This is a genomic window from Sphingomonas sp. STIS6.2, from assembly GCF_000732685.2.
Classification (GTDB): domain Bacteria; phylum Pseudomonadota; class Alphaproteobacteria; order Sphingomonadales; family Sphingomonadaceae; genus Sphingomonas; species Sphingomonas aerolata.
Map to the genome: position 1 here is coordinate 115719 of NZ_JPDP02000035.1, position 6079 is coordinate 121797.

The window sequence follows — 6079 nt, forward strand, 5'->3', positions numbered from 1 at the left end:
ACGCGAGCAATCGCGCTATAATGGTCGGATGTTCCTCGACGACTCGACGATCTGGCCGCGCAAGGACGATCTCCCGCCGCGCAAACCCGCCTTCCGCCATGAGAAGGCGCTCAGCCGCATGCTCCTCGTCTATGCGCTCGCGCTGATGCTCCTCCCGATCAGCCTCGGCAGCTTCGTCGACATCATCCGCTACGTCGCTGGCCTGTTTGGATAATCCCCCGGACAGTTGATCCGCATCAATCGACAGGCCCCTGCGCGGAACGTAAAATGAACGCATGGCCCAGCTCGACACCCGTGAGAAACTCGAGATTTTGGCCGATGCCGCGAAGTACGACGCATCCTGCGCGTCGTCGGGCACTGCCAAGCGCAATTCGAAGGACGGCAAGGGGCTCGGCTCGACCGAGGGCATGGGCATCTGCCATGCCTATGCGCCCGATGGCCGCTGCATCTCGCTGCTCAAGATCCTGCTGACCAACAGCTGCATCTTCGACTGCCATTACTGCATCAACCGCAAGAGCTCGAACGTCCGCCGCGCGCGCTTCACCGCCAAGGAGGTCGTCGACCTGACGATCGCCTTTTATAAGCGCAACTATATCGAGGGGCTGTTCCTCTCCTCGGGGATCATCGCCTCGTCCAACTACACGATGGAGCAGATGGTCGAGGTCGCGCGCAGCTTGCGCGAGGATCATCATTTCCGCGGCTATATCCACCTCAAGACGATCCCCGACGCCGATCCCGAGCTCGTCCACCAGGCGGGGCTCTATGCCGATCGCCTGTCGATCAACGTCGAGCTGCCGACCGCAGGCGGGCTCAAGCGGCTCGCCCCCGAAAAGGACGGCGTCCGGATCGAGACCGCGATGCGCGAGGTCAAGGCCTCGATCGTCGACGGCAAGGACGCCAAGGCCAAGTACAAGTCCGCGCCGCGCTTCGCCCCCGCGGGCCAGTCGACGCAGATGATCGTCGGTGCCGATGCCGCGACCGATGGCGACATCGTCCGCAAGGCCTCGACGCTGTACGACCGGTTCGGTCTTCGCCGCGTCTATTATTCGGCGTTCAGCCCGATCCCCGACGCCAGTGCGGTGCTCCCGCTGCAGCGCCCGCCGCTGATGCGCGAGCACCGGCTCTATCAGTCCGACTGGCTGATGCGCTTCTACGAATTCCAGCCGCACGAGGTCGTCGCCGCGGCGGACGACGCGACCGGCATGCTCCCGCTCGACATCGATCCGAAACTGGCCTGGGCGCTGAAGTTCCGCGGCAGCTTCCCGGTCGACGTCAACCGTGCGCCGCGCGAGATGCTGCTCCGCGTCCCCGGGCTCGGCGTGAAGGCGGTCAACGGCATCCTGACCAGCCGCCGCTGGCGCCGCCTCCACCTCGCCGATGTCACGCGGCTGACCGTGTCGGTCGCCAAGATTCGCCCGTTCATCATCGCTGAGGACTGGCGCCCCGTCGCACTGTCCGACCGCGCCGAACTCCGCCCGATCGTTGCGCCGAAACCGCGCCAGATGGAAATGTTCGCCTGAGACCCCGGTCGGGGCACATACGGTGACGGCTGGTGGATCGGGGGCGATACGCTAAGGTCAGGCCATGGCCTTTGGCGTTTTCATTCACCGCTCGGACTCGATCTACGACGACAGCCCGGCCGAACAATACCAGTTCCCCGCCCAGTATCTGAGCCGCGCGCAGCCCAGTATCGGCGACTGGATCCTCTATTACGAACCGCGCAAGGTCGTCGCCACGCGCGGCTATTTCGCGGCCGCCAAGGTCGAGCGGATCATCCCCGATCCGTCGACGCCGGCCATGTATCTCGCGCTGATCGAGCCCGGCTCCTATCTCGACTTCGCCACCCCCGTGCCCTTTGCTGGCCCCGACGGACCGGTCGAGCGCGGCGTTCTCAACGATAAGGGGCGGATATCCGGGCGTGCGCAATCCGCAGTGCGCCCCATCTCGCCTGCCGACTTCAACCGCATCGTCACGCTCGGCCTCGACGACGATGCCCAGCTCCTGCCGCGCACCGGCGATGCCGTGGCCGACACGGTGGACGACGGCCATTGGCACGAGGAGCGCAGCCCGTTCCTGATCGAGGGCGAGCGTCCGCGCATCGCCAGCCTCACCTCCCGGATCGTCCGCGACCGGGTATTCCGCCGCACCGTCCTGCGCGCTTATGACGAACGCTGCGCGATCACCGGGCTGAAGCTGATCAACGGCGGCGGCCGCGCCGAGGTCGAGGCGGCGCATATCCGCCCGGTTGAGGCGAACGGCCCCGATATCGTCAGCAACGGGCTCGCGCTGTCGGGCACCGCGCATTGGATGTTCGACCGCGGGCTGTTGTCGCTCGCCGATGATCTCGCCATCCTCGTATCGCGCCAGGCCAATGATCCCGACACGATCCGCGGGGTCGTCAACGCGAGCGGCTATGCCACCGCGCCGGCCCGCGCCGCCGATCGGCCACACCCGCATTTCCTGCAATGGCACCGCGCGCACTGCTTCAAGCAGTAGCGTCGGCATCGCGGCGGCAAGCCCATTCTCGCCAGCGGGCAAAAATCATGCGGGATCGCGCGCGGCGGTGCGTATGTCTGGATGCAGAGGGAGCAGACGATGCAGGATCCTGTCGATGAAGGACTGACCCGGCTGGCGGCGATGCCGGTGCCGCGCGCGCTCGATGGCGTCGAGGCGTCGGTGTTCGATGCCATCGCGGAGAATGCGCGCAGTCGGCACACCAGCCTTCTGGTCGGGCGGTGGTCGGTCGGTACCGCGCTGGTGCTGGGATTGATCGGCGGGGCGGCACCGATCGGCCATGGCGCGCCGGCGCAGGCGTCGATCCCGATCGGAATCGACGGCGCGCTTGCCCCCTCGACCTTGCTGCTCGGGCAGTGACGTCCGTGGTCCGGCGTGCGGCACCGACGATCGTGCTCGCCTTCCTCGCGGCGATCGCCGGCGTGTTTATCGGCGGCTGGATCCAGACGCCGGCCGCAGCGCATGGCACCGAACTCCACACGCTGCTCCACCGCGACGTGGTGCTCGACGCCCCGCAAGAGGCGGCGCTCGACCGGCTCGAGGCCGAGTTCGCGGTCCGCCGCGCGGCCTTGGAAGCGGAGCTGCGCGCCGACAATGTCCGTCTCGCCGCCGCGATCGAGCGCGAACATGCCAATGGCCCCGCGGTCGCTGCCGCGGTCGACCGGTCGCACCGGACGATGGGCGCGCTGCAAAAGGCGACGCTCGCGCATGTCTTTGCGATGCGCGGCGTGATGCGCGCCGACCAGACCGCGGCGTTCGACCGGGTCGTCGTGCAGGCGCTGACCCCCGCGCATTGATCCCGCCCCGCCCCGTCAGGACCGCGCGCCGCACGAGCATCGATCTCGATGCCTATGACGACGCCGCGCTGGTCACCGCGCATCTCGCCGGGCCGACGGCGGATCGGATGGCGGCGTTCGCAGCACTGATGCGACGGCACAAACAGCCGCTCTACCGCCTGATCCTCGCGCAGATCGGCGATCCCGACGAGGCGCTCGACCTGTTGCAGGACAGCTTCGTCGCGGCGCACGCCGCGCTGTCCCGCTATGACCGCGACCGGTCGCTGCGCGCGTGGCTCGCGCGGATCGCGATCAACAAATGCCGCGACTGGCACCGCCGCCGCCGGGTCCGCCATGTTCTCGCCCGCGTGTTGCCGATCGAGGCGGGCGAGCGGGTCGCGGATGGGGCGGCGGATACGGAGACGCACGCGATCGATCGCGACGACCTCGCCCGCACGCTGGCCGATATCGCGCGGCTGCCCGCCCCGCTGCGCGAGCCGCTGCTGCTGTGCACGATTCACGAGCTGAGCCAGGCAGAGGCCGCGCAGGCGCTGGGGATCAGCGTAAAGGCGGTCGAGACCCGGATCCGCCGCGCGCGCGCCGCGCTCGCCGCCGCGGCCTGATTTGTCTAACCTCATGAGGGGCAAGCCGATCGGCGGCGTATGACCTGACAGACGTGGCCGCTCCCGGCCCGAGGATCCGCATGACCCGACCGACCCGCCGCCAATTCCTCCGCGACGCCACGCTTGGCGGCGGCGCGCTCGCGCTGCCCTGGCTGCCCGCCTGGGCCCAGCCCGTGTCCGCCGGGATCGCGACCCCGCTGCCGGTGCTGTCCGGCACCGATATCGCGTTGACCGTGGCGCATCTGACGCGCACGATCGACGGCACGCGCAGCCACGCGATCGGCATCAACGGTACCAGCCCCGCGCCGCTGATCCGGCTGAAACAGGGGCAGCAGGTCCGGCTGTCGGTGACCAACAGCCTCGACGAGGAGACGTCGATCCACTGGCACGGGCTGCTCGTACCGTTCCAGATGGACGGCGTGCCCGGGATCAGCTTTCCCGGCATCCCGGCGCGATCGACCTTCACCTACGACTTCCCCGTCGTACAGGCGGGGACCTATTGGTATCACAGCCATTCGGGACTGCAGGAGCAGATGGGGCATTACGGCCCGATCGTGATCGATCCCGAAGGTCCCGATCCGATCGTGTCCGACCGCGAACATGTGATCGTCCTGTCGGATCACAGCCCGCTTCACCCGCACGCCATCTTTCGCGAGCTGAAGCTCCAGGGCGGCTATTTCAACTATCAGAAGCAGACGCTTGGCGGCTTGCTCGCGGGCCGGGATCAGCCGGCGGGCGAACGGCGGATGTGGGGCGGGATGCGGATGGACCCGACCGACGTGTCCGACGTGACGGGCGCGACCTACACCTATCTCGTCAACGGGCATGGCCCCGCGGACAACTGGACCGCGCTGTTCACGCCCGGCGAGCGCGTCCGCCTGCGCATCATGAACGCCTCGGCGATGACCAATTTCAACGTCCGTATTCCGGGGCTGAAGATGACGGTCGTGCAGGCCGATGGCCAGAACGTGCGCCCCGTCGCGGTCGACGAGTTCCAGATCGCGGTCGCCGAAACCTATGACGTGATCGTCGAACCCGCCGCGCCCGTCGCCCACACGCTCGTCGCCGAAGCCTGGGACCGGTCGGGCATGGCCCGTGCCACGCTCGCGCCGCGCCTCGGGATGGTCGCCGCGGTTCCGGCACTGCGCAGACGCCCGCTCGCGACCATGAAGGACATGGGCATGGGCGACATGGCCGCGATGGATCATGGCGCGATGGGCAGCATGGCGGGGATGGACCACGGCGCGATGCCGGGCATGGACAAGCCCGTGAAGGCTCCCGCCGGCGATGCACCGATGCCGGCCATGAGCCACAGCATGCGCGACTTTGCCAACGCACCGGGCCTGCCGAAGACGCCGACCGTGCAGACCGTCGCGCCGATGCCGATGGATCGCACCGGCGAGCCGCCACAGGGCCTGAGCGACACCGGCCACACCGTACTGGTGTACCGCGATCTGGTCGCGCTCGAGCGCAATCCCGACCTGCGCGCGCCGACGCGGCAGCTGCAGATCCACCTGACCGGCAACATGGAACGCTATATGTGGGCGTTCGACGGCGTGAAGCTGAACGAGGTCAAGGCGCCGATCCCGTTCCGCCAGGGCGAACGCGTCCGCGTCACCCTGGTCAACGACACGATGATGGCGCACCCGATCCATCTGCACGGCCATTTCTTCGAGCTGGTGACCGGCCACGGCGATCATGCGCCGCGTAAGCACACGATCAACGTCGCCCCCGGCGGCACCGCGACCTTCGACCTCACCGCCGATGCGGTCGGCGACTGGGCGTTCCATTGCCACATGCTCTACCACATGCATGCGGGCATGATGCAGGTCGTCACCGTCCGCCCCGACAGCGAAGCGGGAGCAGCATCATGAAGACGCTCGCTCTCTTTCTCGCGACCGTCACCGCCACGCCCGCCGCGGCGCAGATGCACGAGATGCACGGGATGAAAATGCCCGGCATGGCGATGCCCGCCAAACCCGCGCCCAAAAAGCCCGCACCAAAAAGGCCGGCACCCAAAAAGACCGCCCCGGCAAAACCCGCGGCACGCAAGGCGACGCCGGCGCGGGCGCGCGCTGCGAAGCCCGCTGAATCGGCAATGCCGGCGATGGACATGTCCCCCACCGCCGCCTGCACGGCCGAGCATGCCGCAATGGGCCACTGTCA

At 68.1% G+C, this 6079-nt stretch carries 7 protein-coding genes and 1 pseudogene; all 8 read left to right on the forward strand.

The window, feature by feature from the left end; genetic code table 11:
- Positions 1-28 precede the first annotated feature (28 nt).
- Positions 29-214 (forward strand): hypothetical protein, encoded by a 186-nt coding sequence (locus sphst_RS05230; RefSeq protein WP_031394247.1) that lies wholly within the window; start codon positions 29-31, stop codon positions 212-214.
- Between the two features lie 61 nt (positions 215-275).
- Complete coding sequence (locus sphst_RS05235) at positions 276-1520, forward strand: putative DNA modification/repair radical SAM protein (protein WP_031394246.1); 1245 nt, start codon at positions 276-278, stop codon at positions 1518-1520.
- 64 nt (positions 1521-1584) lie between these two features.
- Complete coding sequence (locus tag sphst_RS05240) at positions 1585-2496, forward strand: HNH endonuclease (protein ID WP_031394245.1); 912 nt, start codon at positions 1585-1587, stop codon at positions 2494-2496.
- A 99-nt stretch (positions 2497-2595) separates the two neighbouring features.
- Positions 2596-2874 carry a hypothetical protein gene (locus tag sphst_RS05245; protein ID WP_042467721.1) on the forward strand — a complete coding sequence of 93 codons (279 nt, stop codon included), beginning with the start codon at positions 2596-2598 and terminating at the stop codon, positions 2872-2874.
- Positions 2871-3311, forward strand: coding sequence for a periplasmic heavy metal sensor (locus sphst_RS05250; protein WP_442800381.1), 441 nt, complete (start codon positions 2871-2873; stop codon positions 3309-3311). The genes sphst_RS05245 and sphst_RS05250 overlap by 4 nt, the downstream gene beginning before the upstream one ends.
- Positions 3308-3913, forward strand: coding sequence for an RNA polymerase sigma factor (locus tag sphst_RS05255; RefSeq protein ID WP_234387431.1), 606 nt, complete (start codon positions 3308-3310; stop codon positions 3911-3913). Before sphst_RS05250 ends, sphst_RS05255 begins: the two co-directional genes overlap by 4 nt.
- 80 nt (positions 3914-3993) lie before the next feature.
- Complete coding sequence (locus tag sphst_RS05260) at positions 3994-5787, forward strand: copper resistance system multicopper oxidase (RefSeq protein ID WP_107045258.1); 1794 nt, start codon at positions 3994-3996, stop codon at positions 5785-5787.
- A pseudogene (locus sphst_RS20350) lies at positions 5784-6079 on the forward strand (hypothetical protein); the annotation flags it as partial. The gene sphst_RS05260 and the pseudogene sphst_RS20350, both read left to right, overlap by 4 nt.

What these genes read in the sequence shown, in the direction of transcription:
- sphst_RS05245 (WP_042467721.1), top strand. Translation starts at nt 2,596, where the DNA reads ATGCAGGATCCTGTCGATGAAGGACTGACCCGGCTGGCGGCGATGCCG.
- sphst_RS05260 (WP_107045258.1), top strand. Translation starts at nt 3,994, where the DNA reads ATGACCCGACCGACCCGCCGCCAATTCCTCCGCGACGCCACGCTTGGC.
- sphst_RS05230 (WP_031394247.1), top strand. Translation starts at nt 29, where the DNA reads ATGTTCCTCGACGACTCGACGATCTGGCCGCGCAAGGACGATCTCCCG.
- sphst_RS05240 (WP_031394245.1), top strand. Translation starts at nt 1,585, where the DNA reads ATGGCCTTTGGCGTTTTCATTCACCGCTCGGACTCGATCTACGACGAC.
- sphst_RS05235 (WP_031394246.1), top strand. Translation starts at nt 276, where the DNA reads ATGGCCCAGCTCGACACCCGTGAGAAACTCGAGATTTTGGCCGATGCC.